This window comes from Anaerostipes sp. PC18 (genome assembly GCF_039789045.1).
In the GTDB taxonomy this organism is placed as follows: domain Bacteria; phylum Bacillota; class Clostridia; order Lachnospirales; family Lachnospiraceae; genus Anaerostipes; species Anaerostipes hominis.
In genome coordinates, this window is record NZ_CP121164.1 from 437,786 (window position 1) to 450,286 (window position 12,501).

The following is a 12,501-nucleotide window of genomic DNA, read 5'->3' on the forward strand; positions in this document are numbered from 1 at the left end:
GCCTTCTTGGTATTCTCTCCAAATAAAGCAACGTTCCTCATACTATTTCTTTCTTGAATATCCCAATACACTTACAGCGTAAGAGAAGATGAACAGAACAGCAGAGATAAGGAAGCCCGCTAAAATGTATGCTGATATTGTATCAGTTAAAGAAACAAGACCTGGCCCATCTTCAAAGTATTTAATAAGATAGAAAATAGGCACGGTTACAAGAAGCCCCATTGTTTGTGCGGAACGAAAACCAAACCAATAAGTGAGGGGTAAGCAAATTGCTGTACATATTAGTGGAATAATGGTGGCTACTGATACAGAAACAAATAGCAATGCTCCATCAAAACTTTGATATATAACACTTGATACAAAGTAGAGAAGAATACTGGCCGCAATGCTTATTCCTATTGTTAGCAGAACAGAAATATATTTGCTCCCTACCGCAAAGAATGAATTTACCGGCATAGTAAGCTGATATTTTTTCCATCGTACTTGTTCATCGCTGGCAAAACTCATTACATTTTGCATACCGACAGTTATTGCAAACATAATTGTTGCTAAAAGTCCGGAAAAATCCCCGGCGTTTACTAAAAGTAAAATAATCGCTGCGGCTGCTATGATAATCAGCTTTTTGTCGATACTTTTGTAAAATAAAGAAAAGTCCTTATAAATCAGTCCTCTCATTTTGTCGAACCTCCTTTGATATAGAACAGCATAATTTCCTCTAGCGAAGCACTATCAACAACCACATTTTTGTATTTTCTCCGGGCGGCTTCCTTATCCCGCACAAGACATTCCATACTTACATTTGTTTTCCTTGAAATGATATAATCCTCTGGCTGTATATCTGCAAACTGTTTTTTCTCACATCGGATAATTCCATACTGATAAATCAGAGTATCCTTTTCTTCCTCAAATACAATCTTTCCCTGATGAATTAAAATGACATAATCCGCTATCTTTTCTATATCAGATATAATATGAGATGAAAAGAAAATGGAGTGTTCTTCGTCCTGTATGAAGTCTAAAAACATTTCCAGAATTTCATCCCGTACTACCGGGTCAAGACCTGTTGTGGCCTCGTCTAAAATCAGCAGCTTTGGTCTGTGAGCCATTGCACATATGATGGATAGTTTCATTTTCATACCTTTTGAAAAAGAGCTAATTGGTTTGGAAAAGGGAATATTTAATTTTTTCATGTATAAGGTAAACAATGAATTATCCCATGTAGGATAAACGCCGGAAAAAATTTTTGCTACGTTCTGCGCTGTGAAAAAATCATGGAAATTACATTCGTCAAATACAACGCCAATTTCCTTTTTAACAGAACTATTCAGCGTATCTGTCCCCAATATTTCAATCGTTCCACTATCTCTTTTCAACTCATTTAGAAGAAGATTGATTGTGGTACTTTTTCCAGCCCCATTTTCTCCGATAAATCCAACAATCCTTCCTTTAGGTACTTGCAACGATATATTATTCAGCGTAAAGCCATCGAAAGATTTACACAAATTTTTTACAGAGATATTGTTTTCACTCATTTTATGACCTCCTGTTATTCCTCATACAACACTTTTAGAATATTTGCCATCTGCTCATAAGAAATGCCATGTGAGCGTCCAATATCCACAACCTGCTGTAATAATTCTTCTGCCTTTCGTAACTGTTCTTCTTGAATAAACTCTTTATTTTGGGAAGCAACAAAACTACCTTTCCCTGATACAGTTTCAATAAATCCATCACGGGTTAAATCCTCATAAGCCCGTTGGACAGTTATCACGCTGATATGTAAATCTTTCGCTAATGCCCGCATAGAAGGAAGCATTTCTCCAGCTTCCAATGTTCCATTCATAATCTTATTTTTTATCTGTGAACTGATCTGTTCATAAATCGGCTTATCGCTACTATTACTTATGACAATCTCCATAATTTCCCTCTCGTGCGTACTGTCTGTATTTTGTGTACTTGTTCGATAAGTACAGTATATATGATTGTGTGGAACCTGTCAACAAAAAAATAGCAAAAGCGGTAAATACGCCTTTGCTACCTGGTAGCTCACTGTTATTCCATTTTATCATCTTCCAACTCAATCACATCTAAAATGCCACAATTCAGGGTTTCGCAGATACGAACCAGCGTTTCCATGCTGATGTTCTTTCCCTTTCCCATGTTGGCAATCATATTTGTGGTAAGACCGGCGGCAAGCCGCAAGTCCTCTTTCCTCATATTGCGCTCAATCAGCGTGTGCCAGAGGGGTTTATAGCTTATGTGCATTTATCCTCCTGCCTTTCTCCCGGCTCCGGGGTTTCTGCTTCCATTATATCAAAATTCTTGCTAACTCACAAACATTTCTTGACAGAACCGCCGGTTCCGTCTGGATTGTGCTTTTCCTTTCTCTTGATTACATCTACTTAGCCATAAACTGGGTGATGCCTGAGGAAGTGCCCAGCGCGATCACATTTTTGCAGACAGAGCCATCCAGCTTTAATTCTTTTAGATGCAGCCTCATCTGGCTCCGTTTGCAGAAGTAGAGAAACAGGATCAGTGCGGAGATGATCTGTGATGTAATCGTCGCCACGGCAGCGCCCCGGATTTTCATAAATGCACACAAGAAAAAACTGTTGTCCCCGACCAATCTCAGTGTCAGCCAGGCAACAATTAAAAAATCTCATTCCGTGGCGATGGATAACAGAGATTAATCTGCTGATTTTTTTCATAGAATCCTCCTTTTTAGAATAAAGTTGAATACACAACTGTTTTGGGCCAAAAAAAATAGTACTTTGAATACGAATCAATCAAAATACTAATCTGAATAATTAAAGTATAACATAAATTAATTGCATGTTTAACTATATTCCGAATGCAAGCTTATATCGCATATAATTACCATAAACTACCATGAACGATTCGGGATTCCCGGTGATAAAATGAAGACATAAAAAGGAGGGAGAACATGGGATATGGGCAGACAGATGGGAGGAACAAGAAAGAATATGATCACCGGAAGGTGCCGGACCCTTCATTGATACCGGAAGATAAGCCTTCTGACAGACTGAACAGGCGGATGAAAAAAATTTTTGATGAAGCGAGAAAGAAAGAAGCGGCAGAGGAGGATGGCAAAGAATTATGAATACCGGATATTCTATATTTTACGCTCCTTGGACTTGGCGCGTCCGGCGCGGTAAGGTATAATACTTACTGATATAATAAATTTTTATGGAGGAATGTTTTTATGGAAATTACAAGTCTGTTGCCGGGCGTAAAAATTGTAAAAGAGGATGGAGAAGTAAAAGAAGACGTTTTTATCTCCCAGGGGGACAAGGTTAAAGTGACAACTGTGGATGAAACGGTGACAGGTACATTCATGCTTGTAGAGTTTGCACGTTACAGTGAAGAAGATGATATTCTCCATATGGTGAGAGATGATGAAGGATTTGCTGTTCCCTTCGACCAGATCATTGATATCGTAAGAGCAGATTAATCCTCTGCCGGGAAAGTGTTTTTGATATGGACTATGCGAGGCTGACCATTGGACAGATGGCGAAACTAAATAATATTTCAACACAGGCTTTGCGGTACTATGACCAGATAGGTCTTTTAAAACCCCGGTTTTATGACGAAGACAATAAGTACCGGTATTACAGTATTGAACAGTGTGCTGTGCTGGACGCCATTATCCATATGCAGTCTTTGAAATTCTCCTTATCACAGATTAAATATTTTTAAAGCCCGGAAAGCATCAGGAGCTGTATGACGCAATAGTTCCCGAACGCAATGTCATACCCTTCGGGTGGACGTGCTTCACACGATAAGGTATAACAAAAGAAATAACACAGCTGGAAAATGTGCAAAGGGTTATGGACAGAAAGTTTCATGATTATCAAAAGTCGTTTAATCTGCCCAAAGATGGAGTTTCCTAAATAATAAAAAAAGATGCTCAGCGTAATGGCGCGCCCCCATAAGGAAGTGATATTGTCAATATTAGTTGACACATTTTTCTCAAGCATATCACTGACTATGCGGCCAGTTCCAAATCCTCATAATACTGCCTGCGTTTTATCATAGGTGGAAGCCCGCCATTGGCAGAGCATATCCTCCGGTTATTCCAGTAGCTGAGGAAGTATCTCCAAATGAGTACCTTTAATTCCTCTACAGTCATCTGCTTTGTTTCATAGCGGTCGTAGAGAAGTTCTGTCTTCATTCTGGCCCACATGCTCTCGCAACGGGCATTATCATGGCAGCGTCCTCCGGCACTGTTCATGCTTTGATGGATGTGATACTTCCGAATGGCCTGACGGTAGACCTCACTGGTGTACTGTGTTCCACGGTCACTGTGGATGATAGCGCCTTCCAGTGCAGGATAAGCAGTCAGGGCGTTTTCCAGTGTATGGACACACAGATCTGCTTTCATGTTTGTTTCCATTGCCAGACCAAGGACGCTAAGATCAAAGCAGTCGAAAATCACAGATACATACAGTTTCCCATTGGACGCCGGGATTTCCGTGATATCTGTAATACATTTTTCTAATGGGGCATCTGAATGGAAATCCCGTTTCAGCAGATCATCTGATTTCATAGCCTCCCGGTCTGCCTTTGTGATCCCGTTCGGTCTTCGCTTGGGGCGATGGCTCAGGCCAATTTGGTCCATGACCCGGTATACGGTCCGCTCACTGGGAATCGACACTCCCTCCGGCCGCTTCAGGCACAGTGCCTGATACATCCGAATCCGTCCGTAAGTATCGTTACATTCATCCTCGCTGGCGATTTCTTTCATGGCATCCGCCAGGTCTTGGTACTTCCAGGGACGATCTTTGGTTTCAAGATATTTATAGAAGCCTTGCCGGCTGATACCAAGCATTCGGCAATAAAATGAAATTTTCCCGGTAATCCTGCCGTCCTCTGTTTTCAAAGCCAAAAAGATCATTCTCTGGTTTTTACTGACTTCCGACGGCTGGCGGCGAAAAAAGCGCTGGCCTCCTCCAAAAATTCGTTTTCTTCCTTTAGGCGACGGATTTCTTTATCCTGCTCCTTAACCCTCTTACGCAGCATGGTAATCTCTTCTGACAGGCTCATTGCGCTGGCAGGGGTATGGGAACCTTCCCCAATATCCAACTTGCCAGCTCTTACGGCTTTCAGCCATGTATGGATGGTTCCTTCAGGGATTCCCAGTTCTTTAGCCGCTTTGACGCCTCCGATTTCTTTGGCAAGTTTTACTGCCTGTACTTTGTATTCATGGTCATATTTACGTGCCACTTTGAATACCTCCTTATTCTCTTGGTTTTATTATGAAATCCTTGAGAATAAACTGTCAACTTTTTTTATACCACACCAGTTTTACGCCCGCGATACTTCAAAGAAAATCCGGGCGGTCAAACAGGCAAAGGCGCAGAAAGGCGAGCGCGTCAATGGCGAGGTACCCTATGGCTACATAGCTGACCCTAACGACCGCAATCATTTATTGCCCGACCCAGAAACGGCGCACGTTGTAAAACAGATTTTTGCTATGTATGTGCGCGGCGACCGTATTTGTGAAATACAGGACTGGCTGCGGGAACATGAAATACTGACCGTTTCCGAAATGCGTTACCGTCGTTCCGGGAGCTGCCGCCACCCACGCCCACACCCGAACTGTATTTACAACTGGCCGGATAAGACGCTGTATGACATTCTTAGCCGTAAAGAGTATTTAGGGCATACCATTACTGGAAAGAGCTACAAGGTATCTTACAAATCAAAAAAGACGAAGAAGAACCCGGAGGAAAAGCAGTATTTTTTCCCCAACACCCACGAAGCATTGATTGACGAGGAAACCTTTGAACTTGCACAGAAGCGGATTGCTACCAAACACCGCCCTACGAAAGTAAACGAAATCGACATTTTTTCGGGACTTCTCTTTTGCGGAGATTGCGGCTACAAAATGTATTTGCAGCAAGGAGCCGGAACATTGGAACGCAAACACGCTTACACTTGCGGGAAATACCGAAACCGTATCAGAACCGGGGAACTTTGCACCACGCATTATATCCGTAAAAGCGTATTGAAAGAACTTGTCCTTGCCGACCTGCAACGGGTACTGTCCTATGTGCAGACCCACGAACAGGCATTTATCCAAACGGCGAATGAGTGCAGCGAGCAAGCCATGAAGAAAACAATGGCGCAGCAGCACAAGGAGCTTGACAAGGCACAGGGCAGAATGAGCGAATTAAACGTCTTATTCCGTAAACTGTATGAGGACAACGCTTTAGGGAAGCTCTCCGATGAACAATTTGCTTTCTTGACTTCCGGCTATGATGAAGAAAAAAAGACGCTGACACGACGTATCGCGGAATTGACGCAGGAGCTTGACACCGCAGCCGAGCGCAGCGCAGATGTAAAAAGGTTTGTTACCCTTGTCCGTAAATATACGTCGATTGAGGAATTGACTTACGAGAACGTCCATGAATTTATCGACCGTATTCTTATTCAAGAACTGGATAAGGAAACGAACACCCGAAAAATTGAAATCTTTTATAGCTTTGTCGGCAGAGTTGATACAGGCGACAAGCCAACCGAAAGTATCTCCTATTTCAGACAGATAGGAGCCGACGTTAAGAGTTATGCTATCTAACATATATCAAAAAGAGGTAAGATAAACGCCCCTGCAAAAAAGGTTACGTTATCTTACCTCAACAAACGTTACCCCGGACACGCCATCGTCAATGAAAAACGTTGGATTGGGGAAAACGTTGTCGGTTGCGTACTTCAAAAGGATTTTCTTTTGGTTGGCAATACTGTTGCTCTCGCCGTCCAGCGCGTCCTCTTGGGACAGACGGGCGTATAAAGCGGTAATGTTGTCGGGATAATTGGTGTTTGCTGTCATGGTTCATTCATCCTGTAATGAACGCCCGACAAACAGGTTGTTGTCTTTATTATACTGCGGTTAGTCCTCTTTGTCAGCAGATGCCACAATGGCTTCCGAGCGAATAAGCCGCACCATTTTGTCATAGAGCAGTTCCGTCCCGCCGCAGGAAGTATGTACTTCATAGACCGTCCCGCCGAGCTTATAACAGACGGTTTCTTGCAGCGGATTTCCCTGTTTTGGGAGATAATCGTTCTCTTTTGGGCTTCGTTTCTGCTCCATTCCTTTCCCATTCTTTCCGGGGAAGTCACAACAGAGCAAGCATAGGAAATGTGGCCACACTTCCACAAAATCTCCGTTTCCGGCCTGCTGACGGAGCGGAGATTTTTGCTTGTTGGGAACTTCCCAAACCCTTGTTTTTTGCTTCGCTAATAATACGTTGGAAAGAACGGAAACTGCCCGCTAAATGAAAACTTGGCATAGATTATTTCATTGCTTCTTTCTATGGATTTTGCAGATGTTTTAGACCAATTTCCATTTGCTCAACCATAAAATCATTGCCACATAGATGATAGATCTGCTTTGCTTTTTTGATCTTTGATAAGCCTGATTGCGGATTGCCTGTTACGTAGTTTAACAAACCGTCATAATAGAGCATTGGAACTTTCCAAGATAGCATATTGGGATCAATCGTTAATTCTTGCAGTTTCTCTATCGCTCTTTTTGCAATGGTATATTGCCTGCTGCAAATCAGTTGATAAAGATTGTTCACTAACAAATGAGATAGGTATACCTGATAATCTGGATGTGCTTTATACTTTTCTAAAGTTTCCCATGCAGTAATAAAAAGCGAGGTTTTCACATCACCATTCTCAAATATAAAGCTCATATCAGAAAATATACGAAATTCAGATAATGACCAAGTTTCCACATCAAATAGATACTTTTGAATGTATCTTTTGGCTGCTTGATACTCGGATAAATTTTGATAATCAGGATTTCCATATACAGATCTTAATGCTACTATTTCTGCGTGTTGTAATCTGCTGGATGAAGTTTTATTTGCCTTCATTTCATCATGCAATTTCTTTTCTATATCAGCAGAATATAATGGATCGTTTTTCATTCGTTCAAGATTAACATTCAGCAAAGGTTCATGACAAGGTGTTGTTTTGTATTGGCTATGTATCAGAAGAAGTTCATCCACAGAAATCATTAGCCTATCCAAAATTCTCAACATGAGATTAAACTTGATGTCATACATCCCTTTCTCAAAATCAATGGCAAAAGACTTACTCAAAATGCCCGTATATATTTCTTTATGCGAAAAGCCCTTGCTTAATCTAATCTTACGAATTGTAATACCATATGTTTCCATAATCTTCACCGCTTTCTCTACTAATACACATTATATCACACCTATATGGAAATGGTCTGAATACTCGGACTTATTTTGCGCTGATAGCCATGGCTTTTATAATGAGGGAGAAAGGAGGTGCTGTATATGAAAAAAAGCACTATCCCCGGAACGAAAATCATTAAGGTTGTTGCCGGGAAGAATGGCAGTGAAGAAAAGATGCGGAAAGATTTGGAGAAGATCGGCAAAATCGAACTCTTAGGGAAAGCGTTAAAAAGTGTTTTTTCGCTGTAAGTTGTTCCGCCATTACCAGACAACCGAATCTATGACCTGCTAAATGTGTGGCTGCTATTTCATGTTCCATGCATTGGAGGTGGGCGGTATACAAGAGATTATAAATATCAAAGAATCTGCCGGGCGACGGCAAAAGAAAAAAAGCCGTCGTTCAGCAGCCCTTTGATATGCCCATACGATCAGCGGCCCACGGAGGGAGCCGCCATGAAACAAAGAGCGTTTCGACAAAATAAGACAAGGTTTACAACATCAAAAAAAGCCTGTACCCAACAGGGGGCAGCTCCGGCCAAGAGTATGTACTATACCATGTAAGAAAACTTCATAACACTTTCACATTCGCCCGGTGGGTCTACGACCTGTCAAGCGAATTTTGTGGGTTTCTGCGGTTTTTCGGTGCGGGCCGGAGCTGCCGCAGCAAGATAGACGCAGGGGGCGGCGTAACCGGCCCCGGCTTCTCATTCTCCCGCAGATTGGGGGTGAGAAGATGATGTGTGTGTTTGATGAATATGGAGCGCGGCAGCAGTTTGACGCTTTCTGCAAAATTGTTCTCCGCCATGAGGCCATCAGCTATTTTCGGGAATTAAGTCGCCAGCGGAAACGGGCAACTCATTTCAGCGCCTTGTCCCAACAGGAAATGGATGAACTTTGTACCGTAGACGAATACCCCAGCGATAAATTTGTATTTTCGGCGTTTGGATATGTCCTGTATATTCAAAGCGAGTTGGTGGCAGATGCTTTTACTGCTCTACCAGAACGGGAACAGCAGATTTTAATTCTGCATTGTGTGCTGGAACTTCCAGACAGAGAAGTGGGCAATTTTGTGGGGTGTCCCGCAGCGCCGTCCAACGGCACAGAACAAAGACGTTGAACGAACTGCGAAAAAACTTGAAATCTAAAGGATTGAAGAACGGATATGAAACAGCCAACTTTTAACGGCAGAGTGCTTTTGCCCATGGACGTGATCGAAGCAGCCCGTGCTGGTGATCCGCTGGCATTGGAGCGTATTTTGCGGTATTGCGACCGTTATGTCAACAAGATTTGTACGCGAACGATCTATGACAAAGATGGTTTGCCGCATACCGGTATCGACGAGTATATGAGGCACCGCTTGCAGGCAAAATTGGTGGAAGCCATCGTAGTCAAGAAATAGCAAAGTCAAAGGAAGTTGTCAAGGGTCGAGATGAACGCTCCGCGCCCTTGACGGCTTCCTCCGTCTTTGCTGTGTGGTAATCAAGTGGGCGCAAGCAGAAATCCGCTTGCGCCCATTTGATATTATGGAGTTCGTTTCTACGCATTTAGCCGGTTAAACGGTGAGTTTTTGCAATGCTTTCGAGTATGTTTCGATGGGTGGGAGGCAAATGTATCCACTGCCTCTTGAAACGCTATTCTAAATGCGTGAACCTGAAAGCTTTCTGAGATACTTATGAATTGTTGGAAGATGGTATATTTACGGATCGACATGGCATTGAGCATAATCTTAATGGATACATTATAGTTTTTACCTCAAATATGACCCAAAGTGAATATTCAAAGAAAATTCCGGATTCTTTAAAGTCTAGGTTTGATATGGTTTATTATTTTGTTGATTTGCCTATAGAGGAAAAACAGCAATACATACAAGTTACAGCACTTAGTTTAATTGAAAAATTGGAAAAGAACTTTGGGAAAAGAGTCAATATTCAAGATATTAGTTTGGAACTATCTGAATTATCTCAATACAGCAATCTAAGAAATATCAAGAAGGCGGTTGAGGACAGAGTGTTTAATGCTTTTCTCGATATTTATGTAGATGAAATAAACAAATAAAAAATGGAAAAGGGTATCGCTTATAATATAGCGATACCCTTTTTGCACCTGTTTGTCAGCCGTTAAATTAGTTTGTTTCTGCTACTTCCTTATCGGCGTTTACCGAATGCTGGGCATCTTTTCAGAATGATCATAGCTATTATGCAAGACAAACGTTGACAGCCTGTAATCCGCGGTTACCCTTTCCACCTATTTCAAATATCCTGAAGTGGTCAGACGGCTTATTTATACGACGAATGACATTGAGGGCTTTAACCGGCAGCTGCGGAAAGTGACCAAATCCAGGAGTGTATTCCCAACAGATGACAGCCTCCTGAAAATGCTGTATCTGGCAACGATGGACATCACAAAAAAATGGACAGGCCACCGGCAGGACTGGGGAAATCCCTGTGTAATGCAGGTATGGGCAGAACCAAAAACAATCGGCTCTGCCCAATCGTAACTATCAACGTATCTTACATTAGATTTTTGAGTATACACAAAACTTGAAACTCTTTCAGAGATGTTGAAACCCGGTCAAAGAGTATACCTAAGAGGAATAAGCCGTACAATGCTCACTATAAATCGGGATTGCTTGTTATACCTAAAAATAGCATAGTTAAACCACAAGTCCTTATCTGATACTTTATCAGAGCATCGTGGGTGAACTCTACACCATTATTTCCGAAGGTAAATTTACGCTATCTCTGATGCTGTTTTTTCTTGACAAGACCGTCTAAAGGTATTATATTAACAATATACAATATTTTGTACAAAGGCGTTGAGGGTATGGATCAGAATTTATATCAGAAGATCGGTGTCACGATAGGACAGCTGGCTCAGGATTTCCTCACCAGAAATGTAGGAGACCGTATCCCTTCGGTTTCAGAATATCAGGAGAAGTTTCATGTATCACGGGGGACGATACAAAATGCGCTGGCTTATATCAAGGAGAGCCAGGGTATATCTCTGAAAGCGCACGGGCATATGGGGACATATATCGAGGGGATCGACTATGCCAGACTCCAGAATTGTTGTATCAGGGAGGAGATACTGGGGATCATGCCCCTGCCATATTCAGTGACATATGAAGGGTTTGCCACAGCGGTCTATGAGACGATGAAAGGACTGAATTTTAATATGGCGTACTCCAGAGGAGCCGTCGGCAGGATCCGGCTCGTGGAATCGGGGACCTATCAGTTCGCGGTATGTTCGCAGTACGCAGCGGAGCAGGCTATGCGGGAGGGCAGCAAGGTTGAGATCGTCATGAACTTTGGGGCAGGCAGTTTCCTTTCCAGGCATGTCCTCATGTTGCGGGATACAGATGGCACGGGGATCGTGGATGGGATGCGTGTCGGTTATGACAGTACATCTTTGGATCAGAGCAAGATCACGGAAAGGATCATCAGAGATAAGAAAGTAGAACTTGTAGAGATAAAGACACAGAATATCATTTCCGGATTAAAGGCAGGGACGATCGACGCCGGTGTCTGGAACTATGATGATATCATAGCCCATGGGCAGGTTGGCCTAAAAGTTGTCTTTCTCAGCGCAGAAGAGTATGACGTGCGGTTTTCGGCGGCTGTCATCATCGTAAAAAAGGGAGCTGAATATATCAAAGCGCTTTTGGAAAAACATATAAGTAAAGAGCGTGTGCTGAAAGTCCTGGAAGAAGTAAGGACAGGGGAGCGCGTTGCAGATTACTAGATGATGCTGCAAAGCAGAAGCAAGAGCATTGCTTTGGACTGTCTGTATTGGGAAATGTCTGCTGGAGCAAAGACAGTGCCATTGTCCCATTGCAGACAAAATATATCATACCAATATACAAAATATTGTATATTGAGAAAGGAGGATGTTTTGGAAGTAAAAGAGAACCTGTATGAGAGGATAGATATTTTATGTTCTGCTGACATCATAACGAAAGATGATGCCGCTGTATGCGGACAGATAGTTGATATCCTCGCACAGGAGAGGGAGGATGTGGATGAAGAAAAAGCAGGGATCTTTATCACCCATTTGGCGATGGCCCTGAAAAGGACAAAAGAAGGAGAGAAGGAGGAGCCCATCGACGCGGAAATCATGGAAGCGCTTAAAGAGGAACCTGTTTATGAGAAAGCATCCGCATTTTTCGGAAAAGTGATGGACAGACTTCCAGTAGAACTTTCAGATGCGGAAAAAGGGTTCATATTCGTCCATGTCTGTAATGTATTGGGTGGCTGAAATGCACAGAAAGGGA

19 protein-coding genes and 2 pseudogenes are annotated in these 12,501 nt (G+C 42.5%); 11 read left to right on the forward strand and 10 right to left on the reverse strand.

Translation table 11 applies throughout. The features are described from left to right. Positions 1-42: 42 nt before the first annotated feature. The 5 genes from P8F77_RS02330 to P8F77_RS02350 all read right to left on the reverse strand — a co-directional run bounded on the left by P8F77_RS02330 (position 43) and on the right by P8F77_RS02350 (position 2,590). A complete protein-coding gene (locus tag P8F77_RS02330) occupies positions 43-675 on the reverse strand; it encodes an ABC-2 transporter permease (RefSeq protein ID WP_287520155.1) in 633 nt (210 codons plus the stop codon). Then, entirely contained in the window at positions 672-1,532 is an 861-nt protein-coding gene (locus P8F77_RS02335) for an ABC transporter ATP-binding protein (protein ID WP_024728671.1), read from the reverse strand. Before P8F77_RS02335 ends, P8F77_RS02330 begins: the two co-directional genes overlap by 4 nt. Before the next feature lie 14 nt (positions 1,533-1,546). Beyond that, positions 1,547-1,918 (reverse strand): GntR family transcriptional regulator, encoded by a 372-nt coding sequence (locus tag P8F77_RS02340; protein ID WP_024728670.1) that lies wholly within the window; start codon positions 1,916-1,918, stop codon positions 1,547-1,549. A gap of 134 nt (positions 1,919-2,052) precedes the next feature. Continuing rightward, the gene (locus P8F77_RS02345; protein WP_287520158.1) at positions 2,053-2,265 is read right to left on the reverse strand and encodes a helix-turn-helix domain-containing protein; all 213 of its coding nucleotides are present in this window, start codon (positions 2,263-2,265) and stop codon (positions 2,053-2,055) included. Between the two features lie 133 nt (positions 2,266-2,398). Then, positions 2,399-2,590 (reverse strand): hypothetical protein, encoded by a 192-nt coding sequence (locus P8F77_RS02350; RefSeq protein WP_235824650.1) that lies wholly within the window; start codon positions 2,588-2,590, stop codon positions 2,399-2,401. Between the two features lie 354 nt (positions 2,591-2,944). Between P8F77_RS02350 and P8F77_RS02355 the strand changes: the two genes are divergently transcribed. The 3 genes from P8F77_RS02355 to P8F77_RS02365 all read left to right on the forward strand — a co-directional run bounded on the left by P8F77_RS02355 (position 2,945) and on the right by P8F77_RS02365 (position 3,717). Next, positions 2,945-3,121 (forward strand): hypothetical protein, encoded by a 177-nt coding sequence (locus tag P8F77_RS02355; RefSeq protein ID WP_186992514.1) that lies wholly within the window; start codon positions 2,945-2,947, stop codon positions 3,119-3,121. A 102-nt stretch (positions 3,122-3,223) separates the two neighbouring features. Continuing rightward, positions 3,224-3,472 carry a hypothetical protein gene (locus P8F77_RS02360; protein WP_024728667.1) on the forward strand — a complete coding sequence of 83 codons (249 nt, stop codon included), beginning with the start codon at positions 3,224-3,226 and terminating at the stop codon, positions 3,470-3,472. 26 nt (positions 3,473-3,498) lie between these two features. Then, positions 3,499-3,717: a MerR family transcriptional regulator gene (locus P8F77_RS02365; protein ID WP_024728666.1), complete on the forward strand. Its 219-nt coding sequence runs from the start codon at positions 3,499-3,501 to the stop codon at positions 3,715-3,717. Positions 3,718-4,006: 289 nt separating this feature from the next. Here the strand turns inward: P8F77_RS02365 and P8F77_RS02370 are convergent, their stop codons facing one another. Together P8F77_RS02370 and P8F77_RS02375 are read right to left on the reverse strand one after the other, a co-directional pair. Continuing rightward, complete coding sequence (locus P8F77_RS02370; RefSeq protein WP_289707463.1) at positions 4,007-4,915, reverse strand: IS3 family transposase; 909 nt, start codon at positions 4,913-4,915, stop codon at positions 4,007-4,009. Then, entirely contained in the window at positions 4,912-5,244 is a 333-nt protein-coding gene (locus tag P8F77_RS02375) for a transposase (RefSeq protein ID WP_289707462.1), read from the reverse strand. The genes P8F77_RS02370 and P8F77_RS02375 overlap by 4 nt, the downstream gene beginning before the upstream one ends. Positions 5,245-5,317: 73 nt before the next feature. Here P8F77_RS02375 and P8F77_RS02380 point away from each other — a divergent pair. Beyond that, positions 5,318-6,598, forward strand: a pseudogene (locus P8F77_RS02380) (recombinase family protein); the annotation flags it as partial. 48 nt (positions 6,599-6,646) lie between these two features. Here P8F77_RS02380 and P8F77_RS02385 read toward each other — a convergent pair. From P8F77_RS02385 to P8F77_RS02395, 3 genes are all read right to left on the reverse strand, one after another. Beyond that, positions 6,647-6,850, reverse strand: coding sequence for a recombinase family protein (locus P8F77_RS02385; protein ID WP_347256265.1), 204 nt, complete (start codon positions 6,848-6,850; stop codon positions 6,647-6,649). A 60-nt stretch (positions 6,851-6,910) separates the two neighbouring features. Further along, entirely contained in the window at positions 6,911-7,111 is a 201-nt protein-coding gene (locus P8F77_RS02390; RefSeq protein ID WP_303009415.1) for a hypothetical protein, read from the reverse strand. Positions 7,112-7,331: 220 nt separating this feature from the next. Next, entirely contained in the window at positions 7,332-8,207 is an 876-nt protein-coding gene (locus tag P8F77_RS02395) for an Rgg/GadR/MutR family transcriptional regulator (protein WP_270431028.1), read from the reverse strand. A gap of 126 nt (positions 8,208-8,333) precedes the next feature. Between P8F77_RS02395 and P8F77_RS02400 the strand changes: the two genes are divergently transcribed. From P8F77_RS02400 to P8F77_RS02430, 7 genes and pseudogenes are all read left to right on the forward strand, one after another. Next, positions 8,334-8,480, forward strand: a complete 147-nt coding sequence (locus P8F77_RS02400; RefSeq protein WP_270431029.1) for a hypothetical protein — start codon at positions 8,334-8,336, stop codon at positions 8,478-8,480. Positions 8,481-8,964: 484 nt separating this feature from the next. Continuing rightward, a complete protein-coding gene (locus P8F77_RS02405; RefSeq protein WP_330675525.1) occupies positions 8,965-9,348 on the forward strand; it encodes a sigma-70 family RNA polymerase sigma factor in 384 nt (127 codons plus the stop codon). A 45-nt stretch (positions 9,349-9,393) separates the two neighbouring features. Further along, a complete protein-coding gene (locus tag P8F77_RS02410) occupies positions 9,394-9,630 on the forward strand; it encodes a helix-turn-helix domain-containing protein (RefSeq protein WP_270431030.1) in 237 nt (78 codons plus the stop codon). A 281-nt stretch (positions 9,631-9,911) separates the two neighbouring features. After that, on the forward strand, positions 9,912-10,286 hold the full coding sequence (locus tag P8F77_RS02415) for a hypothetical protein (RefSeq protein ID WP_270431032.1): 375 nt from the start codon (positions 9,912-9,914) through the stop codon (positions 10,284-10,286). 181 nt (positions 10,287-10,467) lie between these two features. Beyond that, positions 10,468-10,728: pseudogene (locus P8F77_RS02420) on the forward strand (transposase); the annotation flags it as partial. Positions 10,729-11,054: 326 nt separating this feature from the next. After that, positions 11,055-11,972, forward strand: coding sequence for a GntR family transcriptional regulator YhfZ (yhfZ, locus tag P8F77_RS02425; RefSeq protein ID WP_347256266.1), 918 nt, complete (start codon positions 11,055-11,057; stop codon positions 11,970-11,972). 150 nt (positions 11,973-12,122) lie between these two features. Continuing rightward, positions 12,123-12,485: a PRD domain-containing protein gene (locus tag P8F77_RS02430; RefSeq protein WP_347256267.1), complete on the forward strand. Its 363-nt coding sequence runs from the start codon at positions 12,123-12,125 to the stop codon at positions 12,483-12,485. The last annotated feature ends 16 nt before the right edge of the window (positions 12,486-12,501 follow it).

Coding starts and splice junctions, on each gene's coding strand:
- P8F77_RS02355 (WP_186992514.1), top strand. CDS start 2,945: ATGGGATATGGGCAGACAGATGGGAGGAACAAGAAAGAATATGATCAC.
- P8F77_RS02335 (WP_024728671.1), bottom strand. CDS start 1,532: ATGAGTGAAAACAATATCTCTGTAAAAAATTTGTGTAAATCTTTCGAT.
- P8F77_RS02370 (WP_289707463.1), bottom strand. CDS start 4,915: ATGATCTTTTTGGCTTTGAAAACAGAGGACGGCAGGATTACCGGGAAA.
- P8F77_RS02330 (WP_287520155.1), bottom strand. CDS start 675: ATGAGAGGACTGATTTATAAGGACTTTTCTTTATTTTACAAAAGTATC.
- P8F77_RS02345 (WP_287520158.1), bottom strand. CDS start 2,265: ATGCACATAAGCTATAAACCCCTCTGGCACACGCTGATTGAGCGCAAT.
- P8F77_RS02360 (WP_024728667.1), top strand. CDS start 3,224: ATGGAAATTACAAGTCTGTTGCCGGGCGTAAAAATTGTAAAAGAGGAT.
- P8F77_RS02405 (WP_330675525.1), top strand. CDS start 8,965: ATGATGTGTGTGTTTGATGAATATGGAGCGCGGCAGCAGTTTGACGCT.
- P8F77_RS02340 (WP_024728670.1), bottom strand. CDS start 1,918: ATGGAGATTGTCATAAGTAATAGTAGCGATAAGCCGATTTATGAACAG.
- P8F77_RS02395 (WP_270431028.1), bottom strand. CDS start 8,207: ATGGAAACATATGGTATTACAATTCGTAAGATTAGATTAAGCAAGGGC.
- P8F77_RS02390 (WP_303009415.1), bottom strand. CDS start 7,111: ATGGAGCAGAAACGAAGCCCAAAAGAGAACGATTATCTCCCAAAACAG.
- P8F77_RS02385 (WP_347256265.1), bottom strand. CDS start 6,850: ATGACAGCAAACACCAATTATCCCGACAACATTACCGCTTTATACGCC.
- P8F77_RS02400 (WP_270431029.1), top strand. CDS start 8,334: ATGAAAAAAAGCACTATCCCCGGAACGAAAATCATTAAGGTTGTTGCC.
- P8F77_RS02350 (WP_235824650.1), bottom strand. CDS start 2,590: ATGAAAATCCGGGGCGCTGCCGTGGCGACGATTACATCACAGATCATC.
- P8F77_RS02365 (WP_024728666.1), top strand. CDS start 3,499: ATGGACTATGCGAGGCTGACCATTGGACAGATGGCGAAACTAAATAAT.
- yhfZ (WP_347256266.1), top strand. CDS start 11,055: ATGGATCAGAATTTATATCAGAAGATCGGTGTCACGATAGGACAGCTG.
- P8F77_RS02410 (WP_270431030.1), top strand. CDS start 9,394: ATGAAACAGCCAACTTTTAACGGCAGAGTGCTTTTGCCCATGGACGTG.